Source organism: Streptomyces sp. NPDC038135, assembly GCF_055601245.1.
The window spans coordinates 721,150-743,141 of sequence record NZ_JBVJXS010000001.1 but is presented as its reverse complement, the minus strand read 5'-3'; the positions used below and the strand labels follow the sequence as shown (position 1 = coordinate 743,141).

Genomic DNA, 21,992 nt, shown 5'->3' with positions numbered 1-21,992 from the left:
TGGGGGAGAGATGTCACAGCAGACCGCACGTCGCGGGGGCGCCGCCTGGGCCCTCGTCATCACCAGCGTCGCCGGGTTCATGGCGGCCCTCGACAACCTCGTCGTCACCACCGCCCTGCCCTCGATCCGCGAGGACCTCGGCGGCGCGCTGGACGACCTCGAATGGACCGTCAGCGCCTACACGCTCACCTTCGCCGTCCTGCTGATGTCCGGCGCCGCGCTCGGCGACCGCTTCGGGCGCCGCCGGCTCTTCCTCGCCGGACTCGTCGTCTTCACCGGCGCCTCCGCCGCCGCGGCCATGGCCCCCGGCATCGGCTCCCTCATCGCCGCCCGCGCCGTCCAGGGCGTCGGCGCGGCCGTGCTGATGCCGCTCACGCTGACCTTGCTCACCGCCGCCGTGCCGGCCGCCCGGCGCGGGATGGCGTACGGCATCTGGGGCGCCGTCAACGGCCTCGCGGTCGCCTCGGGGCCGCTGATCGGGGGCAGCCTCACCGAACACATCTCCTGGCACTGGATCTTCTGGCTCAACGTCCCGCTCGGCATGGCCCTGCTGCCGCTCGCCCGGCTGCGCCTCGCCGAGTCCTACGGCACCGGCGCCCGCCTCGACCTGCCCGGCACCCTGCTCGCCAGCGGCGGCCTCTTCGGCATCGTGTACGGACTGGTCCGTGGGCCCGCCGACGGCTGGACCGGCCCCCTGGTGCTGACCGCGCTGTTCGCCGGGGGTGCGCTGCTGGTGGGCTTCGTCCTCTACAGCACCCGCGCCGCCGCCCCGATGCTGCCGATGCGGCTGTTCCGCTCCCGCGCGTTCTCCGGGATCAACGCGGCCAGCCTGCTGATGTTCGTCGGCATGTTCGGCTCGATCTTCCTGCTCAGCCAGTACATGCAGGGCGTGCTCGGCTACTCGCCCACCGAGGCGGGACTGCGCATGCTGCCGTGGACCGGTATGCCGATGCTGGTGGCGCCCGTGGCGGGTATCCTCTCCGACCGGGTCGGCGGCCGTCCGGTCGTCGCCACCGGCCTGTTCCTGCAGGCGGTGGGCCTCGGCTACATGGCCTCCGTGGTCTCCGCCGACGTCTCCTACGCGGCCCAGCTCCCAGCTCTGGTGATCAGCGGCATCGGCATGGCCCTGTACTTCGCCCCGGCCGCCAACCTGGTGATGTCCAGCGTCCGCCCGCAGGAGCAGGGCATCGCCTCCGGCGCGAACAACGCGCTGCGCGAGGTGGGCGGCGCGCTCGGCATCGCCGTCATGTCGTCGATCTTCGCCGCCCAGGGCGGCTACGCGAGCGCCCAGAACTTCGTGGACGGTCTGCGGCCCGCCCTCGTCACCGGCTCGGCGGTGGTCGCCGTCGCCGGCCTGGCCGCCCTGCTCGTCCCGGGCCGACGGCACACCCCGAGCCCCGAGCCGGCCACCGGGCAGGAGGCCGCCCCGGCCGCCGAGGCACTCTCCGCCTGACACCCGCCGCACCGGCACGCGCGCGTGGACCCTACGAGGCCACGCGCGCGTGCGCCGTCAGTCGGCTGTCAGGGTGCGGTCAGTGGTGGCTGGCAGGGTGGTGCTTGTGAACGGCGCGGGGGACCGGGTCGGGAGCTGGGAGAGGTGCCCGGAGTGGTTTATCGGGGACCGAGAGCATGTCTTGAGGTCGGGCCTCACGGGGTCCGCGCAGGTTCGAATCCTGCCCTCTCCGCTCGCAGGGAGCGCCGGCGCCGCAGGGCCGCCGGCGCCGTCTCGTAGTCTTGGGCCCGTGCAGGAACTCCACGACGCCCCCCTCGCCCCGCTGACCACCTTCCGGCTGGGCGGCCCCGCGGCCCGGCTGGTCACCGCCACCACCGACGCGGAGGTGATCGACGCCGTCCGCCGGGCCGACGACGCCGGCACCCCGCTGCTGATCATCGGCGGCGGGTCGAACCTGGTCATCGGCGACAAGGGCTTCGACGGCACCGCCCTGCGCATCGCCACCCGCGGCGTCGAACTGCGCGGCACCACGCTGGAGCTGGCGGCCGGCGAGGTCTGGACGGACGCCGTCGCCCGCAGCGTCGAGGCCGGGCTCGCCGGGATCGAGTGCCTGGCCGGGATCCCCGGCTCCGCGGGCGCCACCCCCATCCAGAACGTCGGCGCCTACGGCCAGGAGGTCTCCTCGACGGTCACCGAGGTGATCGCCTACGACCGCCGGGCCGGCGAGACGGTCACGCTGACGAACGAGGAGTGCGCCTTCTCGTACCGGCACAGCCGCTTCAAGGCCGACCCCGAGCGCTACGTCGTGCTGCGGGTCCGCTTCGGTCTCGAGGACGCGGGCGGCCTGTCGGCGCCGGTCAAGTACGCCGAGGCGGCCCGCGCGCTCGGCGTCGGGCCGGGCGACAGGGTGCCGCTGGCCGCGGCCCGCGAGACCGTGCTGAAGCTGCGCGCCGGGAAGGGCATGGTGCTCGACCCCGAGGACCACGACACCTGGTCCGCCGGGTCCTTCTTCACCAACCCGATCCTCACCGAGGAGCAGTTCGCCGCCTTCCACGCGCGCGTGCGCGACCGGCTGGGCGAGGACGCCGAGCCGCCCGCGTACCCGGCGGGGGAGGGCCGCACCAAGACCTCGGCCGCCTGGCTGATCGACAAGGCCGGCTTCACCAAGGGCTACGGCACCGGACCCGCCCGCATCTCCACCAAGCACACGCTCGCGCTCACCAACCGGGGCGGCGCCACCACCGAGGACCTGCTCGCCCTGGCCCGCGAGGTCGTCGCCGGAGTCCGCGAGGCCTTCGGGGTCACCCTGGTCAACGAACCCGTGACCGTCGGCGTGAGCCTGTGACGGCATGAGACTGACGCTGCGCGAGTTCCGGCCCAGGACGGGCCCGCACGAGCGCCGCGTCCTCCAGCCCTGACCGCCCCCGCGGCACACGCCGTACGCCGCTTTCAGACGGCCGGGCGAGTCAGCCAGTCGTCCACGCCGGACAGCAGCCGGGCCCTGACGTCGTCCGGGGCGGCCGAACCGCGGATGGACTGGCGGGCCAACTCGGCGAGTTCGGCGTCGGTGAAGTCGTGGTGCTCGCGGGCGATGCCGTACTGGGCCGCGAGGCGGGAACCGAAGAGCAGCGGGTCGTCGGCGCCCAGGGCCAGCGGGACACCGGCCTCGAACAGGGTCCGCAGGGGCACGTCCTCGGGCTTCTCGTAGACGCCGAGCGCGACGTTCGAGGCCGGGCACACCTCGCAGGTGACGCCCCGGTCCGCCAGCCGCTTCAGCAGCCGCGGGTCCTCCGCGGCGCGCACGCCGTGCCCGATCCGCGAGGCGTGCAGATCGTCCAGGCAGTCGCGCACCGACGCCGGGCCGGTCAGCTCGCCGCCGTGCGGGGCCGCCAGCAGCCCGCCCTCGCGCGCGATGTGGAAGGCACGGTCGAAGTCCCGTGCCATCCCGCGCCGCTCGTCGTTCGACAGCCCGAAGCCGACCACGCCCCGGCCGGCGTACCGCACCGCGAGCCGGGCCAGGGTGCGCGCGTCGAGGGGGTGCTTCATGCGGTTCGCCGCCACCAGCACCCGCATGCCGAGCCCGGTCTCCCGGGACGTCGTCTCGACCGCGTCCAGGATGATCTCCAGGGCCGGGATCAGACCGCCCAGCCGGGGCGCGTACGACGTGGGGTCCACCTGGATCTCCAGCCAGCCCGAACCGTCCCGCACGTCCTCCTCGGCGGCCTCCCGGACCAGCCGCTGGATGTCCTCCGGCTCTCTCAGGCAGGAGCGCGCCGCGTCGTACAGCCGCTGGAAGCGGAACCATCCCCGCTCGTCCGTCGCCCGAAGCCGCGGCGGTTCCCCGCTGGTCAGGGCGTCCGTCAGGGCCTCGGGCAGGCGTACGCCGTACTTGTCGGCCAGTTCCAGGACGGTCGTCGGACGCATCGAACCGGTGAAGTGCAGGTGCAGATGGGCCTTCGGCAGTTCGGAGAGATCACGTACATGCTCCATTCCCAGATCCTGCCGCACGTCACCGCCGTCCCGGTAGCCGTTTCCCCCTACGTGCTCTTGCTCGCACACAGAAGCGGGCCGCCTCCCCGCAGGGAGACGGCCCGCTTCTGTGTGCGTGAACGCGGCGGGACTAGTCCCGCGCCTCCGCCAGCAGCTTCTGGATCCGGCTCACGCCCTCGACGAGGTCCTCGTCGCCGAGCGCGTACGACAGCCGCAGGTAGCCGGGCGTGCCGAAGGCCTCGCCCGGGACGACCGCGACCTCGGCCTCCTCCAGGATGAGCGCGGCCAGCTCGACGGTGTTCTGCGGGCGCTTGCCGCGGATCTCCTTGCCGAGCAGCGCCTTGACCGACGGGTAGGCGTAGAAGGCGCCCTCGGGCTCCGGGCAGAGCACGCCGTCGATTTCGTTGAGCATCCGCACGATGGTCCTGCGGCGGCGGTCGAACGCCTCGCGCATCTTCGCCACGGCCTCCAGGTCGCCGGAGACGGCGGCCAGGGCGGCCACCTGGGCCACGTTGGAGACGTTGGACGTGGCGTGCGACTGCAGGTTCGTCGCGGCCTTGACCACGTCCTTCGGGCCGATGACCCAGCCCACCCGCCAGCCGGTCATGGCGTACGTCTTGGCGACACCGTTGACCACGACGCACTTGTCGCGCAGCTCGGGCAGCAGCGCCGGCAGGGACACGGCGGACGCGTCGCCGTAGACCAGGTGCTCGTAGATCTCGTCGGTCAGCACCCACAGGCCGTGCTCGACGGCCCAGCGGCCGATCGCCTCGGTCTCGGCCTCGGAGTACACCGCGCCGGTCGGGTTGGACGGGGAGACGAACAGGACGACCTTGGTCTTGTCCGTGCGCGCCGCCTCCAGCTGCTCCACGGTGACGCGGTAGCCGGTGGTCTCGTCGGCGACGACGTCGACCGGGACGCCGCCGGCCAGGCGGATCGACTCCGGGTACGTCGTCCAGTACGGCGCCGGGACGATGACCTCGTCACCCGGGTCGAGGATCGCGGCGAACGCCTCGTAGATGGCCTGCTTGCCGCCGTTGGTGACCAGGATCTGCGAGACGTCGGGCTCCCAGCCGGAGTCGCGCAGCGTCTTCGCGGCGATCGCGGCCTTCAGCTCGGGCAGGCCGCCGGCCGGCGTGTACCGGTGGTACTTCGGGTTCTTGCAGGCCTCGACGGCCGCCTCGACGATGTAGTCCGGGGTCGGGAAGTCGGGCTCACCGGCGCCGAAGCCGATCACCGGACGCCCGGCGGCCTTCAGGGCCTTGGCCTTGGCGTCCACGGCGAGGGTGGCGGACTCGGAGATCGCGCCGACTCGGGCGGAGACCCGGCGCTCGGTGGGAGGGGTTGCAGCGCTCATGCGCCCATCGTTTCAGACCGGAAATGGCCCCGGCACGCGGGTTTCACAGACTGAACAGCAACGGGTCGAGGCGTGAACACGGGTCCGAATCCGGCCTCCGGCCTGGACGATCTTCATTCCGACGGCCCCGGACCGGGTCTTTCTGTTCGACGCCGGGCCCCGGACCACGTACACTCTTCCCTCGTTGGCCTTCAGCGGCCGTCGCTCAGCCGGTGCACACCGAGCACCCGGCCGAATGCGGTACGTTGGGGGACACACAAAGGGTCGTAGCTCAATTGGTAGAGCACTGGTCTCCAAAACCAGCGGTTGGGGGTTCAAGTCCCTCCGGCCCTGCTACACACACCGCCAGGATGTGTGCGCATGTACGTACAGCAATGCACCGCCGTGCGGCTCAGAAACCGGGCGCGGCACGGCCACGACCCCGGGATCAGGTGAGGACGCATGACGGACGCCGTGGGCTCCATCGACACGCCTGATGCTCAGGACGAGGTGCCCGAGTCCAAGAAGAAGGGCCGCAAGGGCGGCAAGCGTGCCAAGAAGGGCCCGCTGAAGCGCCTCGCCATCTTCTACCGCCAGATCATCGCGGAACTCCGCAAGGTCGTCTGGCCGACTCGTAACCAGCTGACGTCGTACACCACCGTGGTGATCTTCTTCGTCGCCATCATGATCGCCCTGGTGACCGTGATTGACTATGGGCTCAACCACGCGGCCAAGTACGTCTTCGGCTGAGCCGAAAGCGAAGGGCGCCGTGGTACCGGCGCCCGTTTTCGCATGTTCCACCCCTATGTATCCAGGAAGAAGCAGCCATCGTGTCTGACCCGAACCTGAACGACGCCATCGAGCCGGACGAGACGGTGGACGACGAGCTCGACATCGTCGAGGGCGCGGACGAGCGGGACGAGTTCGAGGCTGCCGAGGCCGAACTGGGGGAGCCGGCCGAGGAGGCCGCTCTGCACGTCGAGGACGAGGACGGCGCGGACGTCACGGACGCCGCCGAGCCCGAGGCCGCCGAGGCCGAGGCCGAGGAGGAGCCGGCCGAGCCCGTCGACCCGGTCCAGGCCCTGCGCGAGGAGCTTCGCACCCTGCCCGGCGAGTGGTACGTGATCCACACCTACGCCGGCTACGAGAACCGCGTGAAGACCAACCTGGAGCAGCGCGCCGTCTCGCTGAACGTCGAGGACTACATCTTCCAGGCCGAGGTGCCGCAGGAAGAGGTCGTCCAGATCAAGAACGGCGACCGCAAGACGATCAAGCAGAACAAGCTGCCGGGCTACGTCCTGGTCCGCATGGACCTGACGAACGAGTCCTGGGGCGTCGTCCGCAACACCCCCGGCGTCACCGGCTTCGTCGGCAACGCCTACGACCCCTACCCGCTGACGCTGGACGAGATCGTCAAGATGCTCGCCCCGGAGGCCGAGGAGAAGGCCGCCCGCGAGGCCGCCGAGGCCGAGGGCAAGCCCGCTCCGCAGCGCAAGGTCGAGGTCCAGGTGCTGGACTTCGAGGTCGGCGACTCGGTCACCGTCACCGACGGCCCGTTCGCCACGCTGCAGGCGACCATCAACGAGATCAACCCCGACTCGAAGAAGGTCAAGGGCCTGGTGGAGATCTTCGGCCGCGAGACGCCGGTCGAGCTCTCCTTCGACCAGATCCAGAAGAACTAGTTCCTTCTGGACGAACTGCTTCCGTGCAGGTCAGGCAGGCGCTCGGCGTCCGCCTGACCTGCACGGTTTTTGGCCGCGCATCTATACCCGTTATCGTTGTGCGGTATGCCTGCGTCCGGGTGGTCCCCGGAGGCGGGCAGGACCCGAATCGAAAGGACCCGGAGAGCTATGCCTCCCAAGAAGAAGAAGGTCACGGGGCTCATCAAGCTCCAGATCAACGCCGGTGCGGCGAACCCGGCCCCGCCGGTCGGCCCGGCGCTGGGTCAGCACGGCGTCAACATCATGGAGTTCTGCAAGGCCTACAACGCCGCGACCGAGTCGCAGCGTGGCTGGGTGATCCCGGTGGAGATCACGGTCTACGAGGACCGCTCCTTCACCTTCGTCACCAAGACGCCGCCGGCCGCGAAGATGATCCTCAAGGCCGCGGGCGTGGAGAAGGGCTCCGGCGAGCCGCACAAGACCAAGGTCGCCAAGATCACCGAGGCGCAGGTCCGCGAGATCGCCACGACCAAGATGCCCGACCTCAACGCCAACGACCTGGACGCCGCGTCGAAGATCATCGCCGGCACCGCCCGCTCCATGGGCATCACGGTCGAGGGCTGAACCCCACCTTCGTAGCACCATGCGGCCGTGACGGCCGCACGTGGCAGGGCCTGCTCGGCCCGTACCACGACTCCGAACAGAACCCACAGGAGCAGTTGTGAGCAAGCGCAGCAAGGCTCTCCGCGCTGCGGACGCCAAGGTCGACCGGGAGAAGCTGTACGCCCCGCTCGAGGCCGTCCGTCTCGCCAAGGAGACCTCCACGACCAAGTTCGACGGCACCGTCGAGGTCGCCTTCCGCCTGGGTGTCGACCCGCGCAAGGCCGACCAGATGGTCCGTGGCACCGTGAACCTTCCGCACGGCACCGGTAAGACCGCCCGGGTCCTGGTCTTCGCGACCGGTGACCGTGCCGAGGCCGCGCGTGCCGCGGGCGCCGACATCGTCGGCGCCGACGAGCTGATCGACGAGGTGGCGAAGGGCCGTCTGGACTTCGACGCCGTCGTCGCCACCCCGGACCTCATGGGCAAGGTCGGCCGCCTCGGCCGCGTCCTCGGCCCGCGTGGTCTGATGCCGAACCCGAAGACCGGCACCGTCACCCCCGACACGGCCAAGGCCGTGACGGAGATCAAGGGCGGCAAGATCGAGTTCCGCGTCGACAAGCACTCGAACCTGCACTTCATCATCGGCAAGACGTCCTTCGACGACGCCAAGCTGGTGGAGAACTACGGCGCGGCCCTGGAGGAGATCCTCCGTCTGAAGCCGTCCGCCGCCAAGGGTCGCTACATCAAGAAGGCCGCCATCAGCACCACGATGGGCCCCGGCATTCCGGTCGACTCGAACCGCACCCGCAACCTCCTCGTCGAGGAGGACCCGGCCGCCGTCTGAGCCCCGCGCTCTCCCGGCAGCCGCGTCACGGACGCGTAAGCAAAGGGCGGACCCCGCAACCTCCGAGGTGCGGGGTCCGTCCTTTCTTTGTGCGGACTGTCGTACGACCGTCAGCGGCCTGGGCTACGGTGCAGGCACCGGACTCGCATGGGGGTAGGACGAATGAAGAGCACGACCGCACGCCGGGTGGGCCTCTCCGTCGCGGTGGTCACCGCGCTGACCGGTCTGGCGGCCTGCGGCACCGAGAGCTCCGGGAACGGCGACAAGGCGGTCGGCAGAAGCCTCACCCACGCCAACCCCCTCGCGGCCCTGCGCTCCGCCGAGAAGTCCACCGACAAGGCGGAGTCCGCCAAGGTCCGTTCCACCACCAGCATCGGCGACACCATGTCGATGACCGCGAACGGCGCCCTGACGTGGGGCGACGGCATGAAGGGCAACCTCACCATCACCTACACCGGCGGCAAGCTGGCGGAGGCGATGCGCAAGGCCGGCACGTCCTCGATGGAGGCCCGCTACCTCCCGGACGCCTACTACGCCAGGATGAGCGAGCAGTACGCCCGGCAGTCCGGCGGCAAGCACTGGATCCGGTACGCCTACGCCGACCTCGCCAAGCTCGGCGGCGGCTCCGGGGCGTACATGAAGGACCAGATGCAGAACACCACGCCGAACCAGTCGGTGAAGCTGCTGCTGGCCTCCGGCGACGTGAAGAAGGTCGGTGAGGAGCAGGTCTCCGGCGTCAGCGCCACGCACTACTCCGGCACGGTCGACGTCGCCGACCTCGCCGGCAAGAACAGCGACCTCGACGCCGGTCAGCTCGCCGACCTGAAGAAGCAGCTCAGCCAGGCCGGCGTCAGCACGGAGACCGTCGACATCTGGGTCGACGGCCATGACCTGCTGGTCAAGAAGGTGGAGAAGGCGCAGATGACCGCCGGCACCATGACCAGCACGGCCTACTACAGCGACTACGGCGTGCGGGTCACCGCGGAGGCGCCCCCGGCCGCCGACACCCAGGACTTCAAGGACCTGATGAAGGCCGGCGGCACCGCGTCGGGCAGCGGCGTCAGCGCCTCCTGACCGGCCGCCGCACCTGGACCGGGGCGGGCGCGGGGCCCGATTTGCTCTGCGGCGCCCCGGTCCCGTACTCTCCTACCGAAGCCAAAGACCGCTGGTCGTTGCCGCACGTTCGAATGAAGGTGCGGTGGCCGAAGGATCCGCTGCAAAGTGGACGACCCGCGCAGGTGTCAGTGGAAGCACTCCCGGATGGTACGCGCCCAGCGTGTGCCGACGGTCGAGTCCGCCCCGAGCGCCTGCGCCGGGGCGTTTCGTTTTCCCCAGTCCTCCTTCGGGTCCGCGCGGTCAGAATCACCCGGAAGGAGGCCGAGGCTCTATGGCGAGGCCCGACAAGGCTGCCGCGGTTGCCGAGCTGACGGACAAGTTCCGCAGCTCCAACGCCGCTGTGCTGACCGAGTACCGCGGTCTCACCGTGGCGCAGCTCAAGACGCTGCGCCGGTCGCTCGGTGAGAACGCCCAGTACGCCGTGGTGAAGAACACGCTGACCAAGATTGCGGCCAACGAGGCCGGGATCACGCTGGACGACCAGCTCTTCGCTGGTCCGACGGCCGTCGCCTTCGTCACCGGTGACCCGGTGGAGTCGGCGAAGGGTCTCCGTGACTTCGCCAAGGACAACCCGAATCTCGTCATCAAGGGCGGTGTCCTTGACGGCAAGGCGATGTCCGCCGACGAGATCAAGAAGCTTGCGGACCTCGAGTCCCGCGAGGTTCTGCTCGCCAAGCTGGCGGGCGCCTTCAAGGGCAAGCAGACGCAGACTGCGCAGCTCTTCCAGGCGCTTCCCTCGAAGCTCGTCCGCACCGTGGACGCGCTTCGTGCCAAGCAGGACGAGCAGGGCGGTGCCGAGTAATTCGGCTCGCTTTCTGATCCGGGCCGCCTGACGCGGCCAGGGTCACAGCGGGCCAACGTACGCCCGCCACTCATGTACATCCGGCACCCGCCGAATTAGTGGAAGGATCGCCCATCATGGCGAAGCTGTCTCAGGAAGACCTGCTCGCGCAGTTCGAGGAGATGACCCTCATCGAGCTCTCCGAGTTCGTGAAGGCGTTCGAGGAGAAGTTCGACGTCACCGCCGCCGCGGCCGTCGCCGTCGCGGGCCCGGCCCAGGGTGGCCCGGCTGCCCCGGCCGAGGAGGAGAAGGACGAGTTCGACGTCATCCTCACCGGCGCCGGCGAGAAGAAGATCCAGGTCATCAAGGTCGTGCGTGAGCTGACCTCCCTGGGCCTGAAGGAGGCCAAGGACCTCGTCGACGGCACCCCGAAGCCGGTCCTCGAGAAGGTCAACAAGGAGGCCGCGGACAAGGCTGCCGAGTCCCTCAAGGCCGCCGGCGCCTCCGTCGAGGTCAAGTAACACCTTCCGGGTTCCCGTAACCCGGCTGCGCGCAGACTGCGGCCCTCAGGGGCTGTAACGCGGACGCACCGAAGAGCGATCATCCATCCGGGTGGTCGCTCTTCGGCGTCTTCGGAGGGTGACCCGGGTCGCCTTGAACTCGCCCCGGCGGGGGGTATGGTGATCTTCGTCCTGTCTCCGGACGGCCCCGTTTGGGCTGGGGGGCCTTGACGAACCGCACGCAGCGCGCAATTCTCAGGACGCGTCGTCACAAGGATCCGAATCCGAGGCATGGATCGACGGCGAAGAGGGCAGTATCAACGTGCGTTGAGGGCAGGCATGCCGAGGGCGTTGTTGACGAAGGCAGTGAGCACGACGAGGGTCTCGAGAAACCCGGGCTGGACATCAGTGTGCCAAGTGGCTACACTGACCCTTTGCGCTGCCTGTTAGCTTCCCCTGCCCGTCACCAGGGGTCTGCCCTCACTCGAGCACCGATGACCGAAGCTCCCCTGACCTGGGGTTTCCGTCTCTGTGTCTGGGAGAGGGGCCGGTACGCGCGTAGTGAGTCCGAGCCCTCGGAAGGACCCCCTCTTGGCCGCCTCGCGCAACGCCTCGACCGCGAATACGAACAACGGCGCAAGCACCGCCCCGCTGCGCATCTCCTTTGCAAAGATCAAGGAGCCTCTCGAGGTTCCGAACCTGCTCGCGCTGCAGACCGAGAGCTTCGACTGGCTGCTCGGCAACACCGCTTGGCAGAGTCGGGTCGAGGAGGCTCTTGAGAACGGTCAGGACGTCCCCACCAAGTCCGGTCTGGAGGAGATCTTCGAGGAGATCTCCCCGATCGAGGACTTCTCCGGGTCGATGTCCCTGACGTTCCGGGACCACCGCTTCGAGCCGCCGAAGAACTCCATCGACGAGTGCAAGGAGCGCGACTTCACGTACGCCGCCCCGCTCTTCGTCACCGCCGAGTTCACCAACAACGAGACCGGTGAGATCAAGTCCCAGACGGTCTTCATGGGCGACTTCCCGCTCATGACGAACAAGGGCACTTTCGTCATCAACGGCACCGAGCGTGTCGTGGTGTCGCAGCTGGTCCGTTCCCCCGGTGTCTACTTCGACTCCTCCATCGACAAGACGTCCGACAAGGACATCTTCTCCGCCAAGATCATCCCGTCCCGGGGTGCCTGGCTGGAGATGGAGATCGACAAGCGCGACATGGTCGGTGTCCGCATCGACCGCAAGCGCAAGCAGTCGGTCACCGTACTGCTGAAGGCGCTCGGCTGGACCACCGAGCAGATCCTCGAGGAGTTCGGCGAGTACGAGTCGATGCGCGCCACCCTGGAGAAGGACCACACCCAGGGCCAGGACGACGCGCTGCTGGACATCTACCGCAAGCTGCGTCCGGGCGAGCCCCCCACGCGTGAGGCCGCGCAGACGCTGCTCGAGAACCTCTACTTCAACCCCAAGCGCTACGACCTCGCCAAGGTCGGCCGCTACAAGGTCAACAAGAAGCTGGGTGCGGACGCCCCGCTCGACGCGGGTGTCCTGACCGTCGAGGACGTCATCTCGACGATCAAGTACCTGGTGAAGCTGCACGCCGGCGAGACCGAGACCTCGGGTGACAACGGTGGCACGATCGTCGTCGAGACCGACGACATCGACCACTTCGGCAACCGTCGTCTGCGCAGCGTCGGCGAGCTGATCCAGAACCAGGTCCGTACGGGTCTCGCCCGTATGGAGCGCGTCGTGCGCGAGCGCATGACGACCCAGGACGTCGAGGCGATCACGCCGCAGACCCTGATCAACATCCGGCCGGTCGTCGCCTCCATCAAGGAGTTCTTCGGCACCAGCCAGCTGTCGCAGTTCATGGACCAGAACAACCCGCTGTCGGGTCTCACCCACAAGCGCCGTCTGTCGGCTCTTGGCCCGGGTGGTCTCTCCCGTGAGCGGGCCGGCTTCGAGGTCCGTGACGTGCACCCGTCGCACTACGGCCGCATGTGCCCGATCGAGACGCCCGAAGGCCCGAACATCGGTCTGATCGGCTCGCTCGCCTCCTACGGCCGGGTCAACGCGTTCGGCTTCGTCGAGACGCCGTACCGCAAGGTCGTCGACGGTCAGGTCACCGACGAGGTGGACTACCTGACGGCCGACGAGGAGGACCGGTTCGTCATCGCGCAGGCCAACGCCACGCTCTCGGACGACATGCGGTTCGCCGAGAACCGCGTGCTGGTCCGCCGCCGTGGCGGCGAGGTCGACTACGTCGCCGGTGACGACGTGGACTACATGGACGTCTCGCCGCGCCAGATGGTGTCGGTCGCGACCGCCATGATCCCGTTCCTCGAGCACGACGACGCCAACCGTGCCCTCATGGGCGCGAACATGATGCGTCAGGCCGTGCCGCTGATTAAGTCCGAGTCCCCGCTCGTCGGCACCGGCATGGAGTACCGCTCCGCGGTCGACGCCGGCGACGTGGTCAAGGCCGAGAAGGACGGTGTGGTCCAGGAGGTCTCCGCGGACTACATCACCACCGCCAACGACGACGGCACGTACATCACGTACCGCCTGGCCAAGTTCTCCCGGTCCAACCAGGGCACCTCGGTCAACCAGAAGGTCATCGTCAACGAGGGCGACCGGATCATCACGGGCCAGGTGCTCGCCGACGGTCCCGCCACCCAGAACGGCGAGATGGCCCTCGGCAAGAACCTGCTCGTGGCGTTCATGCCGTGGGAGGGTCACAACTACGAGGACGCGATCATCCTGTCGCAGCGCCTCGTGCAGGACGACGTCCTCTCCTCGATCCACATCGAGGAGCACGAGGTCGACGCCCGTGACACCAAGCTCGGCCCCGAGGAGATCACCCGGGACATCCCGAACGTCTCCGAGGAGGTCCTCGCCGACCTCGACGAGCGCGGCATCATCCGCATCGGCGCCGAGGTCATCGCCGGCGACATCCTCGTCGGCAAGGTCACGCCCAAGGGCGAGACCGAGCTGACCCCCGAGGAGCGCCTGCTGCGCGCGATCTTCGGCGAGAAGGCCCGTGAGGTCCGTGACACCTCGCTGAAGGTGCCGCACGGCGAGACCGGCAAGGTCATCGGCGTGCGCGTCTTCGACCGCGAGGAGGGCGACGAGCTTCCCCCCGGTGTGAACCAGCTGGTGCGCGTCTACGTCGCGCAGAAGCGCAAGATCACCGACGGTGACAAGCTCGCCGGCCGCCACGGCAACAAGGGTGTCATCTCCAAGATCCTGCCGATCGAGGACATGCCGTTCCTGGAGGACGGCACCCCGGTCGACATCATCCTCAACCCGCTGGGTGTCCCGTCCCGAATGAACCCGGGACAGGTCCTGGAGATCCACCTCGGCTGGCTCGCCAGCCGCGGCTGGGACGTCTCCGGCCTCGCGGAGGAGTGGGCCCAGCGCCTCCAGGCGATCGGCGCCGACTCCGTCGCCCCGGGCACCAACGTCGCCACCCCGGTGTTCGACGGTGCGCGGGAGGACGAGCTGGCGGGTCTGCTGCAGCACACCATCCCGAACCGGGACGGCGAGCGCATGGTGCTCCCGACCGGCAAGGCGCGGCTGTTCGACGGCCGCAGCGGTGAGCCGTTCCCGGACCCGATCTCGGTCGGCTACATGTACATCCTGAAGCTGCACCACCTGGTCGACGACAAGCTGCACGCCCGTTCGACCGGTCCGTACTCGATGATCACCCAGCAGCCGCTGGGTGGTAAGGCCCAGTTCGGTGGCCAGCGGTTCGGTGAGATGGAGGTGTGGGCCCTCGAGGCCTACGGCGCCGCGTACGCCCTCCAGGAGCTGCTGACCATCAAGTCCGACGACGTCACCGGCCGCGTGAAGGTCTACGAGGCCATCGTCAAGGGCGAGAACATTCCCGAGCCCGGCATCCCCGAGTCCTTCAAGGTGCTCATCAAGGAGATGCAGTCGCTCTGCCTGAACGTGGAGGTGCTGTCCAGCGACGGTATGTCCATCGAGATGCGCGACACCGACGAGGATGTCTTCCGCGCTGCGGAGGAGCTCGGCATCGACCTGTCCCGGCGCGAGCCGAGCAGCGTCGAAGAGGTCTGACGGGAGTCCGGTAGGGGCCTCGCCACCGTGTGAGGCCCCCGCCGACCCCCAGGCCCCCGTTTCAGACCACAGACTTACGACCCTGAGAGGGATTGACGCATAGTGCTCGACGTCAACTTCTTCGACGAGCTCCGGATCGGCCTGGCCACCGCTGACGACATCCGTCAGTGGAGCCACGGCGAGGTCAAGAAGCCCGAGACCATCAACTACCGCACCCTCAAGCCGGAAAAGGACGGGCTCTTCTGCGAGAAGATCTTCGGTCCGACCCGGGACTGGGAGTGCTACTGCGGCAAGTACAAGCGCGTCCGCTTCAAGGGCATCATCTGCGAGCGCTGTGGCGTCGAGGTCACGCGCGCCAAGGTGCGCCGTGAGCGGATGGGCCACATCGAGCTGGCCGCGCCCGTCACGCACATCTGGTACTTCAAGGGTGTCCCCTCGCGCCTCGGCTACCTGCTGGACCTGGCGCCGAAGGACCTCGAGAAGGTCATCTACTTCGCGGCGTACATGATCACGTACGTCGACGAGGAGCGCCGCACCCGCGACCTGCCCTCCCTCGAGGCGCACGTCTCGGTCGAGCGCCAGCAGATCGAGAACCGCCGCGACGCCGACCTCGAGGCCCGCGCCAAGAAGCTCGAGACCGACCTGGCCGAGCTCGAGGCCGAGGGCGCCAAGGCCGACGTGCGCCGCAAGGTGCGCGAGGGCGCCGAGCGCGAGATGAAGCAGCTGCGCGACCGCGCGCAGCGCGAGATCGACCGCCTCGACGAGGTGTGGACCCGGTTCAAGAACCTCAAGGTCCAGGACCTCGAGGGCGACGAGCTGCTCTACCGCGAGCTGCGCGACCGGTTCGGCACCTACTTCGACGGCTCGATGGGCGCCGCCGCGCTGCAGAAGCGCCTGGAGTCCTTCGACCTCGACGAGGAGGCCGAGAAGCTCCGCGAGATCATCCGCACCGGCAAGGGCCAGAAGAAGACCCGTGCGCTCAAGCGCCTGAAGGTCGTCTCCGCGTTCCTGCAGACCAGCAACAGCCCCAAGGGCATGGTGCTCGACTGCGTGCCGGTCATCCCGCCGGACCTGCGTCCGATGGTGCAGCTCGACGGTGGCCGCTTCGCGACCTCCGACCTGAACGACCTGTACCGCCGTGTCATCAACCGCAACAACCGCCTGAAGCGGCTTCTCGACCTCGGCGCGCCCGAGATCATCGTGAACAACGAGAAGCGCATGCTCCAGGAGGCCGTGGACGCCCTCTTCGACAACGGTCGTCGCGGTCGCCCGGTCACCGGTCCCGGTAACCGCCCGCTGAAGTCCCTGAGCGACATGCTCAAGGGCAAGCAGGGTCGTTTCCGTCAGAACCTGCTCGGCAAGCGAGTCGACTACTCGGCGCGTTCCGTCATCGTCGTCGGCCCGCAGCTCAAGCTGCACCAGTGCGGTCTGCCCAAGGCGATGGCGCTGGAGCTGTTCAAGCCGTTCGTGATGAAGCGCCTGGTCGACCTGAACCACGCGCAGAACATCAAGAGCGCCAAGCGCATGGTGGAGCGCGGCCGCACGGTCGTGTACGACGTCCTCGAAGAGGTCATCGCCGAGCACCCGGTTCTGCTGAACCGTGCTCCCACCCTGCACCGCCTCGGCATCCAGGCCTTCGAGCCGCAGCTGGTCGAGGGCAAGGCCATCCAGATCCACCCGCTCGTCTGCACCGCGTTCAACGCGGACTTCGACGGTGACCAGATGGCCGTGCACCTGCCGCTGTCCGCGGAGGCGCAGGCCGAGGCCCGCATCCTGATGCTGTCCTCGAACAACATCCTCAAGCCGGCCGACGGCCGTCCGGTGACGATGCCGACCCAGGACATGGTCCTCGGTCTGTTCTTCCTCACCACCGACGGCGAGCTGCGTGACACCAAGGGCGAGGGCCGCGCGTTCGGCTCCACGGCCGAGGCGATCATGGCCTTCGACGCCGGTGAGCTCGCGCTGCAGTCGCCGATCGACATCCGCTTCCCGGTGGGCACCATCCCGCCGCGCGGCTGGACCCCGCCGGCGCGCGAGGAGGGCGAGCCCGAGTGGCAGCAGGGTGACTCGTTCCGCCTGCGCACCACCCTGGGCCGCGCGCTCTTCAACGAGCTGCTGCCCGAGGACTACCCGTTCGTCGACTACTCGGTGGGCAAGAAGCAGCTCTCCGAGATCGTCAACGACCTGGCCGAGCGCTACCCCAAGGTCATCGTGGCGGCGACGCTCGACAACCTGAAGGCGGCCGGCTTCTTCTGGGCGACCCGTTCCGGTGTCACCGTGGCCATCTCCGACGTCGTCGTTCCCGAGGCGAAGAAGGAGATCGTCCGCGGCTACGAGGCGCAGGACGAGAAGGTCCAGAAGCAGTACGAGCGCGGTCTGATCACCAAGGAAGAGCGCACTCAGGAGCTCATCGCGATCTGGACCAAGGCGACCAACGAGGTCGCCGAGGCGATGAACGAGAACTTCCCCAAGACCAACCCCATCTTCATGATGGTCGACTCGGGTGCCCGAGGAAACATGATGCAGATGCGGCAGATCGCCGGTATGCGCGGTCTGGTGTCGAACGCGAAGAACGAGACCATCCCGCGTCCGATCAAGGCGTCCTTCCGTGAGGGCCTGTCCGTGCTGGAGTACTTCATCTCCACGCACGGTGCCCGTAAGGGTCTGGCCGACACCGCCCTGCGTACCGCCGACTCGGGTTACCTGACCCGTCGTCTGGTGGACGTCTCGCAGGACGTCATCATCCGCGAGGAGGACTGCGGCACCGAGCGCGGTCTGAAGCTGCGGATCGCCAACCGCGGCGCCGACGGTGTGCTGCGCAAGGCGGACGACGTCGAGACCAGCGTCTACGCCCGCATGCTCGCCGAGGACGTCGTCATCGACGGCAAGGTGATCGCGCCGGCCAACGTGGACCTCGGCGACGTGCTCATCGACCAGCTGGTGCACCACGGCATCGAGGAGGTCAAGACCCGCTCGATCCTGACCTGCGAGTCGCACGTCGGCACCTGCGCCATGTGCTACGGCCGTTCGCTGGCCACCGGCAAGCTGGTCGACATCGGTGAGGCGGTCGGCATCATCGCCGCCCAGTCCATCGGTGAGCCCGGTACCCAGCTGACGATGCGTACCTTCCACACCGGTGGTGTGGCCGGTGACGACATCACCCAGGGTCTGCCCCGTGTCGTCGAGCTCTTCGAGGCCCGTACCCCGAAGGGTGTCGCCCCGATCTCCGAGGCCAACGGCCGCGTGCGGATCGAGGAGACCGAGAAGACCAAGAAGATCGTCGTCACCCCGGACGACGGCAGCGACGAGACGGCGTTCCCGATCTCGAAGCGCGCCAAGGTCCTGGTGAAGGAGGGCGACCACGTCGAGGTGGGCCAGCAGCTCACCGTGGGTGCCACCAACCCGCACGACGTGCTGCGCATCCTGGGCCAGCGTGCCGTCCAGGTCCACCTGGTCGGCGAGGTCCAGAAGGTCTACAACTCGCAGGGTGTGTCGATCCACGACAAGCACATCGAGATCATCATCCGGCAGATGCTGCGCCGTGTGACGATCATCGAGTCGGGCGACGCCGAGCTGCTGCCCGGCGAGCTGGTCGAGCGCTCGAAGTTCGAGACCGAGAACCGTCGTGTGGTCCAGGAGGGCGGTCACCCGGCCTCCGGTCGTCCGCAGCTGATGGGTATCACCAAGGCCTCGCTGGCGACGGAGTCCTGGCTGTCGGCCGCCTCCTTCCAGGAGACGACCCGAGTCCTGACGGACGCGGCGATCAACGCCAAGTCCGACAGCCTCATCGGCCTCAAGGAGAACGTCATCATCGGTAAGCTCATCCCGGCCGGTACGGGTCTGTCCCGCTACCGCAACATCCGGGTGGAGCCCACCGAGGAGGCCAAGGCCGCGATGTACTCGGCCGTCGGCTACGACGACATCGACTACTCGCCGTTCGGCACCGGCTCCGGCCAGGCCGTCCCGCTGGAGGACTACGACTACGGTCCGTACAACCAGTGAGTGGTTGAGTTGAACTGAAGGGCGGTCACCCCGGTGGGGTGACCGCCCTTCGGCGTTCTTGCGGCCGCCTGCCGTCCGCGGGGTGCCCGGCTCGGCTACGGGATGCCCAGCTCGAAGATCACGTAGTGCGCGTACCAGCCCGATGCCACCGCCGTCGTCGTGAAGAACACGGCCAGGCCGGGCCACTTCAGGCGGCTCAGCGCCGCCGCCGGCGCCAGCAGCAGCGGGAAGGAGGGCAGCAGGTAGCGGGAGGTGTTGCCGAACATCTGCTGGGTGCCCAGGACGGTGACGATGCCCGCCAGGGTGTAGGCGACCAGCACCAGCGGCGGCCTCCGGCGCAGCATCAGCGTGATCAGGAAGGGCAGCGCGATGACGAGCTGGACGCCGAGCAGATCGGGCGTGGAGAAGGCGAACAGGTAGTCGCTGTGCCCCACGGCCACGTTGCCGAGGACGTCCGCCGTGTACGCCCCCCAGTCGAAGTAGTGCGCCCAGCCCTCGCGCTGGAGCGTGAAGTACGCGGTGAGGTCGCCCATGCTCCACCCGACCCAGGCGACGTAGGTGAGCAGGCCGAGCGGCGCCGCGATCATCGCGAAGACCGGCCCGCCGACCCCGTGCTCACGCCGGCCGTCCCGCCGCAGGACGGTGACCAGGGCGGCCAGTCCCACCGCGCCGATGAGGGCCGCCGAGGTGGGCCGGTTGAGGCCCGCCAGGAAGGCCAGGAGGCCCGCGGCGACCCAGCGGCCCCGCATCACGCTGTAGCAGGTCCAGGCGGCGATGGCGACGAACAGGGACTCCGAGTACACGGCCCACTCGACGCCCGCGCCGGGCACCACGGCCCACAGCCCGGCGGCGATGGTGCCGGCCCGCGCGCCGGCCAGCGCCGCGACCACCGCGTAGATGCCCGCCGCCGCCACCAGGGAGGCCAGGACCGACACGAGGATGCCGGAGCCGTACAGGCCGAGCCCGGTGGTCTCGGAGACGCTGCGGATCAGCCCGGGGTAGAGCGGGAAGAACGCGACCGAGTTCTGCTGGACCGTGAAGAGGCCGCCCCCGGGCAGCGGCTGCAGCGGCTTCGGGTCGTACCCGTGCCCCGCGACCTGCAGATACCACCAGCCGTCCCAGGTGGACAGCACGTCCCACCAGTGGGCGCCGCCGCCGAACCGCGGGTCCTTCCTGCGGTAGTCGCCCGCATGCTCCAGCAGGCAGGCGAATATGGTGAGCCCCACGAGCTTCGTGACGCAGTACAGGACGAGTGGAGCCACGTACGGCCGCGCACCCGGCGGCAGCGTGAGCCGGCGGCTCGGGCGCGGAGTGCCGGACTGCTCCCCGGGCAGGACGGTGTCCGCCTCGATGTCACCGGAAGCCGTGCTCATCCCTGCGGTCTCCCCCCTCGGCCGACCGCCGGGGCCGGAGGATTCCGCAGCCCGGGGGGTCGTGAAGTGTCAGTCACGAGATCACACAAGGATCACTTGTGTGTGGCCAAAGCGTCGCATGTGCGGGGCGAAGGGGGGAGAAGCGGGTGACCGGTGGAACGGAGCCGGCGATCGAGCTGTCCGTCGTCGTACCGATGTTCAACGAGGTCGAGGCGCTGCCCGCCCTGGTCAGCCGGCTGCGCCCGGTCCTTGAGGGCCTCGGCGTGCCGTACGAGCTGGTCGCCGTCGACGACGGCAGCACCGACGGCACCGGCGAGCTGCTCGCGGCCTTCCGGCTCGGCTGGCCGGAACTGCGGGTGATCGGCCTGCGCCGCAACTCGGGCCACCAGGCGGCCCTGACCGCGGGCCTCGACCGGGCGGCCGGCGCGTACGTGGTCAGCATCGACGCGGACCTGCAGGACCCGCCCGAGAAGATCCCCGACATGCTGGCCCTGGCCCGCGCCGAGGGGCTGGACATCGTCTACGGCATCCGCGCCGACCGGGCCAGCGACACCGGCTTCAAGCGGTGGACCGCCGGGCTGTACTACCGGCTGGTGCGCCGTCTGGCGGGGCCTTCCGTGCCCGCGCAGGCCGGCGACTTCCGGCTGCTGAGCCGGGCCGCCGTGGAGGCGCTGAAGGCGCTGCCCGACCAGCAGCGGGTCTACCGGCTGCTGGTGCCCTGGCTGGGCTTCCCCAGCGGCCGGGTGACCTACGAGCGCGCCCCGCGCACGGCAGGCCGCAGCAAGTACCCGCTGGGCCGGATGATCCGGCTGGCCGTCGACAGCGTCACCGGGTTCTCGGCGGCCCCGCTGCGGCTGGCCACCTGGCTCGGCGGCTTCGCCTTCCTGGTCTGCCTCGGGCTGATGGTGTACACGCTCTCCGCCCACGTCCTGGACCACACGGTCCCGGGCTGGACCTCGCTGTTCACCGGGGTGCTCTTCATCGGCGCGGTGCAGCTCATCTGCGTGGGGCTGCTCGGGGAGTACGTGGCCCGCATATACACGGCCATACAGAACCGGCCGACGTACTTCGTGGGCCACGACACGGCGGAGCAGGCGGGGGAGACGACGACGCGCCGCTGACCCGCGGCAGCCCGCCGGGCCCGGCCCCGCGGCCTTTGTTTTGACCGAAGTGGGTGCGGTAGGTACGCTCAGACCTTGTGCCTGGGGTGTGCCCTGGCTTTCGTGCGTGCCTTCAACCGCACGCAGAGCCGACACCGGCCACCGTAATCCGTGCCTTTCCCGTCTCGCGGCGGAAGCGCGGCGGATTCGACACACCCGACCGCGTGGGTCGGAGATGTTCCAGGTTAGCTGTACTCATCGGCACACAGAAACCGGAGAAGTAGTGCCTACGATCCAGCAGCTGGTCCGCAAGGGCCGGCAGGACAAGGTCGAGAAGAACAAGACGCCCGCACTCGAGGGTTCCCCTCAGCGTCGTGGCGTCTGCACGCGTGTGTTCACGACCACCCCGAAGAAGCCGAACTCGGCCCTGCGTAAGGTCGCGCGTGTGCGTCTGACCAGCGGCATCGAGGTCACCGCTTACATTCCGGGTGAGGGACACAACCTGCAGGAGCACTCCATCGTGCTCGTGCGCGGCGGCCGTGTGAAGGACCTGCCGGGTGTTCGCTACAAGATCATCCGCGGTTCGCTCGACACCCAGGGTGTCAAGAACCGCAAGCAGGCTCGCAGCCGTTACGGCGCCAAGAAGGAGAAGTAAG

The 21,992-nt window shown here is 69.0% G+C and carries 16 protein-coding genes, 1 tRNA gene and 1 pseudogene; 15 read left to right on the top strand and 3 right to left on the bottom strand.

The annotated features are described in order from the left end of the window. Nucleotides 1–10: 10 nt before the first annotated feature. From ACZ7JA_RS03475 to ACZ7JA_RS03465, 3 genes and pseudogenes are all read left to right on the top strand, one after another. Nucleotides 11–1,453 carry a DHA2 family efflux MFS transporter permease subunit gene (locus ACZ7JA_RS03475; RefSeq protein ID WP_450748864.1) on the top strand — a complete coding sequence of 481 codons (1,443 nt, stop codon included), beginning with the start codon at nt 11–13 and terminating at the stop codon, nt 1,451–1,453. A gap of 138 nt (nt 1,454–1,591) precedes the next feature. After that, nucleotides 1,592–1,685: pseudogene (locus ACZ7JA_RS03470) on the top strand. A gap of 57 nt (nt 1,686–1,742) precedes the next feature. Next, the gene (locus ACZ7JA_RS03465) at nt 1,743–2,798 is read left to right on the top strand and encodes a UDP-N-acetylmuramate dehydrogenase (protein ID WP_450744742.1); all 1,056 of its coding nucleotides are present in this window, start codon (nt 1,743–1,745) and stop codon (nt 2,796–2,798) included. Between the two features lie 104 nt (nt 2,799–2,902). Here ACZ7JA_RS03465 and ACZ7JA_RS03460 read toward each other — a convergent pair whose 3' ends face one another. After that, on the bottom strand, nt 2,903–3,943 hold the full coding sequence (locus ACZ7JA_RS03460; protein WP_351667844.1) for an adenosine deaminase: 1,041 nt from the start codon (nt 3,941–3,943) through the stop codon (nt 2,903–2,905). Nucleotides 3,944–4,073: 130 nt separating this feature from the next. After that, the gene (locus ACZ7JA_RS03455) at nt 4,074–5,300 is read right to left on the bottom strand and encodes a pyridoxal phosphate-dependent aminotransferase (RefSeq protein ID WP_351672646.1); all 1,227 of its coding nucleotides are present in this window, start codon (nt 5,298–5,300) and stop codon (nt 4,074–4,076) included. A 260-nt stretch (nt 5,301–5,560) separates the two neighbouring features. Here ACZ7JA_RS03455 and ACZ7JA_RS03450 point away from each other — a divergent pair. The 10 genes from ACZ7JA_RS03450 (at nt 5,561) to ACZ7JA_RS03405 (ending at nt 18,863) form a co-directional block, all read left to right on the top strand. Further along, a tRNA-Trp gene (locus ACZ7JA_RS03450) sits at nt 5,561–5,633 on the top strand. Between the two features lie 108 nt (nt 5,634–5,741). Then, nucleotides 5,742–6,029: a preprotein translocase subunit SecE gene (gene secE, locus ACZ7JA_RS03445; RefSeq protein WP_351672648.1), complete on the top strand. Its 288-nt coding sequence runs from the start codon at nt 5,742–5,744 to the stop codon at nt 6,027–6,029. A gap of 80 nt (nt 6,030–6,109) precedes the next feature. Beyond that, on the top strand, nt 6,110–6,961 hold the full coding sequence (gene nusG, locus ACZ7JA_RS03440; RefSeq protein ID WP_470807001.1) for a transcription termination/antitermination protein NusG: 852 nt from the start codon (nt 6,110–6,112) through the stop codon (nt 6,959–6,961). Nucleotides 6,962–7,129: 168 nt separating this feature from the next. Then, nucleotides 7,130–7,564 (top strand): 50S ribosomal protein L11, encoded by a 435-nt coding sequence (gene rplK, locus ACZ7JA_RS03435; RefSeq protein WP_018543896.1) that lies wholly within the window; start codon nt 7,130–7,132, stop codon nt 7,562–7,564. A 97-nt stretch (nt 7,565–7,661) separates the two neighbouring features. Then, the gene (gene rplA, locus ACZ7JA_RS03430; RefSeq protein ID WP_351672652.1) at nt 7,662–8,387 is read left to right on the top strand and encodes a 50S ribosomal protein L1; all 726 of its coding nucleotides are present in this window, start codon (nt 7,662–7,664) and stop codon (nt 8,385–8,387) included. Between the two features lie 162 nt (nt 8,388–8,549). Next, nucleotides 8,550–9,461 (top strand): SCO4651 family lipoprotein, encoded by a 912-nt coding sequence (locus ACZ7JA_RS03425; RefSeq protein WP_351672654.1) that lies wholly within the window; start codon nt 8,550–8,552, stop codon nt 9,459–9,461. A 313-nt stretch (nt 9,462–9,774) separates the two neighbouring features. Beyond that, nucleotides 9,775–10,305, top strand: coding sequence for a 50S ribosomal protein L10 (gene rplJ / locus ACZ7JA_RS03420; protein ID WP_030823469.1), 531 nt, complete (start codon nt 9,775–9,777; stop codon nt 10,303–10,305). A gap of 116 nt (nt 10,306–10,421) precedes the next feature. Further along, on the top strand, nt 10,422–10,805 hold the full coding sequence (rplL, locus tag ACZ7JA_RS03415) for a 50S ribosomal protein L7/L12 (RefSeq protein WP_351672656.1): 384 nt from the start codon (nt 10,422–10,424) through the stop codon (nt 10,803–10,805). A 570-nt stretch (nt 10,806–11,375) separates the two neighbouring features. After that, nucleotides 11,376–14,861 (top strand): DNA-directed RNA polymerase subunit beta, encoded by a 3,486-nt coding sequence (gene rpoB, locus ACZ7JA_RS03410; RefSeq protein ID WP_351672658.1) that lies wholly within the window; start codon nt 11,376–11,378, stop codon nt 14,859–14,861. A 102-nt stretch (nt 14,862–14,963) separates the two neighbouring features. Beyond that, a complete protein-coding gene (locus ACZ7JA_RS03405) occupies nt 14,964–18,863 on the top strand; it encodes a DNA-directed RNA polymerase subunit beta' (RefSeq protein ID WP_351672660.1) in 3,900 nt (1,299 codons plus the stop codon). Nucleotides 18,864–18,958: 95 nt separating this feature from the next. Here ACZ7JA_RS03405 and ACZ7JA_RS03400 read toward each other — a convergent pair whose 3' ends face one another. Next, a complete protein-coding gene (locus ACZ7JA_RS03400) occupies nt 18,959–20,236 on the bottom strand; it encodes a hypothetical protein (RefSeq protein ID WP_470806999.1) in 1,278 nt (425 codons plus the stop codon). 194 nt (nt 20,237–20,430) lie between these two features. Here ACZ7JA_RS03400 and ACZ7JA_RS03395 point away from each other — a divergent pair, with 194 nt between their 5' ends. Together ACZ7JA_RS03395 and rpsL are read left to right on the top strand one after the other, a co-directional pair. After that, nucleotides 20,431–21,357, top strand: a complete 927-nt coding sequence (locus tag ACZ7JA_RS03395; protein ID WP_389305413.1) for a glycosyltransferase family 2 protein — start codon at nt 20,431–20,433, stop codon at nt 21,355–21,357. Between the two features lie 262 nt (nt 21,358–21,619). Next, on the top strand, nt 21,620–21,991 hold the full coding sequence (gene rpsL / locus ACZ7JA_RS03390; RefSeq protein ID WP_003948652.1) for a 30S ribosomal protein S12: 372 nt from the start codon (nt 21,620–21,622) through the stop codon (nt 21,989–21,991). Nucleotide 21,992: the final 1 nt, after the last annotated feature.

Coding starts and splice junctions, on each gene's coding strand:
- ACZ7JA_RS03455 (WP_351672646.1), bottom strand. CDS start 5,300: ATGAGCGCTGCAACCCCTCCCACCGAGCGCCGGGTCTCCGCCCGAGTC.
- rplK (WP_018543896.1), top strand. CDS start 7,130: ATGCCTCCCAAGAAGAAGAAGGTCACGGGGCTCATCAAGCTCCAGATC.
- ACZ7JA_RS03400 (WP_470806999.1), bottom strand. CDS start 20,236: ATGAGCACGGCTTCCGGTGACATCGAGGCGGACACCGTCCTGCCCGGG.
- ACZ7JA_RS03395 (WP_389305413.1), top strand. CDS start 20,431: ATGTTCAACGAGGTCGAGGCGCTGCCCGCCCTGGTCAGCCGGCTGCGC.
- rplL (WP_351672656.1), top strand. CDS start 10,422: ATGGCGAAGCTGTCTCAGGAAGACCTGCTCGCGCAGTTCGAGGAGATG.
- rplJ (WP_030823469.1), top strand. CDS start 9,775: ATGGCGAGGCCCGACAAGGCTGCCGCGGTTGCCGAGCTGACGGACAAG.
- secE (WP_351672648.1), top strand. CDS start 5,742: ATGACGGACGCCGTGGGCTCCATCGACACGCCTGATGCTCAGGACGAG.
- ACZ7JA_RS03475 (WP_450748864.1), top strand. CDS start 11: ATGTCACAGCAGACCGCACGTCGCGGGGGCGCCGCCTGGGCCCTCGTC.
- ACZ7JA_RS03425 (WP_351672654.1), top strand. CDS start 8,550: ATGAAGAGCACGACCGCACGCCGGGTGGGCCTCTCCGTCGCGGTGGTC.
- ACZ7JA_RS03460 (WP_351667844.1), bottom strand. CDS start 3,943: ATGGAGCATGTACGTGATCTCTCCGAACTGCCGAAGGCCCATCTGCAC.